Raw genomic sequence first — 2,169 nt, 5'->3', positions numbered from 1 at the left:
TGTTACCCGCGGTGATTTTGGCATTCATAAAGATGCTAATGTTCCTGGTAGTGCTGGGCGTATCGTGTTGCCGACGGATGGAGATAGGTGGGAGAAGTTTGAGAGGCAGATGAGTAAAATCGCTCAGGAGGGAGTGACCCGTATTCCACTTCAGGTGGTTTATAGCTAGCCGGTCGACCGCCGGGAATCTCCTGCCCCCCTTTATCCCGCTAATTGAATTAATTAAATTAATTGAATTTATCTACAAGAAACCCCCCTGAGATTAGCTCTCGGAGGGGTTTTGGTGTTTCTGGATTGAATTCACAAGAGGTCGCAATCCAAAAACCTTAAAAGCAATTCAACCCTTAAATTTTAGCGCAGCATTTCTGCGATCGCTTCCGCATCTTCGTGATAGATGGCGGCTAGGAGGTCAATAGTGGCCTCACGAGCTTGTCGGGATGTATGAGTCGCTAGCAGTGATTTAGCGGCTGCGATAGCGCTCGTAAGCCCTAGTGGTTGCTTTTGGGAATTGAGCAACAAGTCGATTGTAGTTTTGGTAGCTTGGCGTTTGGTGTAAGTTCCTTCGTTTATCTGAAGAGAGTGTCCTAGCGATTGCGCTAATGCCGTTGGGTTCACGCCAGACATGCGCCCATTCATGTTGGCTAGGTGGCGTAACGCGTGAGTTTGGGTTAGGTCGAGATGCCATTTCATTAGCTTATCTCGTGCTATCTTGCCGTAAAAACCCGCCTTAGTTTGAGGTTTGCTCCCTTCCTGCGGTTTGTTCGTAGGCTTTCGACAAGCCTTAATCTGCAACCGCTCAATCAAGTCGGGATACCGTGGATGCGGTATGGGCGCCGCAAGTCGGTAGCCAGTCTTGGTAGTAGTTCCGATGTCCGGGTTTTTGACATCCTCCCCGACCTAAAGGTACGGGGATTCCTACTAGAACAAACTTAATTGTTTGTACTTTTGGTGGGTTGACGATTCACCCTTGACGTGCTTTCTTTGCAGAAAGTCTTACCTTCTCTCCACGTCCGTTTAGAGTCTCCGATTGCCCACCGGCGACCTTGATATTTACCGCCGCGTTAACGTCTCTATCGTGGATGGCTCCACAGAAAAGACATTTCCACTCACGGATTTTTAACTCTTTTTTACCGCCAATTTCCCCACAGCAGGAACATCTTTGGCTGGTAGGTTCCCATCGGGAAATCACCCGAAAATCCCGCCCGTACTTATCGGACTTCGCTGACAGCATATCTCGAAACGAGCGCCATCCACGCATCCGATATGGCACGGGATAGTTTTCGATTTCTAATCATTCCCGATGTGTTTAAATTTTCTAGAATTATCGTTTGGTTTTCACGGACAATTCTAGTCGATAGTTTATGGATAAAGTCGGTACGGGTATCCTTAATCCTTGCGTGGATATTGGCTACTCGCTTTCTCGCTTTTTCTCGTCGTTTACTCCCTTTTTGCGATCTCGCCAGGTTTCTTTGTGCTTTTTTAAGCCGTTTTAATCGTTTCTTTAACGGTTTCGGCGCGTCTATCTTCTCTCCCGTGTCGAGGGTAGCGAAAGTGGCGATTCCGAGATCGATTCCTACCGCTTTACCATTATCGGGTAACGATTCGGGTTGAATCTCGACAACAAAACTTAAAAAGTATCGCTCCGCCGCGTCTTTAATCACCGTAACCGACGATGGTTTAGAAGGGAGAGTCCGGCTCCAAATAACTTTTAGGTCGCCGATTTTTGCTAGATAGACCATTACCTGTCTAACCTTAAATCCCCCTCTCGTGAACCTTGCTGATTGGGTTGCCCTCCGTTTTTTAAATCTAGGCGGCTTAACTTTTTTCCCTTTTCGTTCTCCCTTACACGATTTGAAAAAGTTTTGATAGGACTGCTCTAGATCGTTTAGGGATTGCTGTAGGGGAATATTCGACACCTCGGTTAACCATTCCCGATCTACCGCCTGTTTAGCAGTGGTGATAAACCGTTTCTGTAGTTCGGCGTTTTTCGGTTTCTTTTCTCCCTTTCGATCAAGTTCATCGCTATAGGCTAACGCATCGTTGTTGAACTAAGCCAGAGCGTCACCTCTCTGACTCGTCTTCAGAACCGGACGTGAGACTTTCACCTCATCCGGCTCCTCAGTTACTTGGTGCTTGTCACCCATACCAACCATATCCTGAGCAGTTTTT

General features: G+C 47.3%; 2 protein-coding genes and 1 pseudogene. All 3 read right to left on the bottom strand.

From position 1 onward, the window contains the following. Positions 1 to 351: 351 nt before the first annotated feature. A complete protein-coding gene (locus ACE1CM_RS26965; protein WP_374881935.1) occupies positions 352 to 690 on the bottom strand; it encodes a hypothetical protein in 339 nt (112 codons plus the stop codon). A gap of 271 nt (positions 691 to 961) precedes the next feature. Further along, positions 962 to 1,231, bottom strand: a complete 270-nt coding sequence (locus ACE1CM_RS26960; RefSeq protein ID WP_374881934.1) for a zinc ribbon domain-containing protein — start codon at positions 1,229 to 1,231, stop codon at positions 962 to 964. Further along, positions 1,209 to 1,982, bottom strand: a pseudogene (locus ACE1CM_RS26955) (RNA-guided endonuclease InsQ/TnpB family protein); the annotation flags it as partial. The pseudogene ACE1CM_RS26955 and the gene ACE1CM_RS26960, both read right to left, overlap by 23 nt. Between the last annotated feature and the right edge of the window lie 187 nt (positions 1,983 to 2,169).

This window comes from Microseira sp. BLCC-F43 (genome assembly GCF_041929235.1).
In the GTDB taxonomy this organism is placed as follows: Bacteria; Cyanobacteriota; Cyanobacteriia; order Cyanobacteriales; family Aerosakkonemataceae; genus Microseira.
Note: the sequence above shows the minus strand (reverse complement) of the source record. Positions and strands in the feature narration are given on the sequence as shown.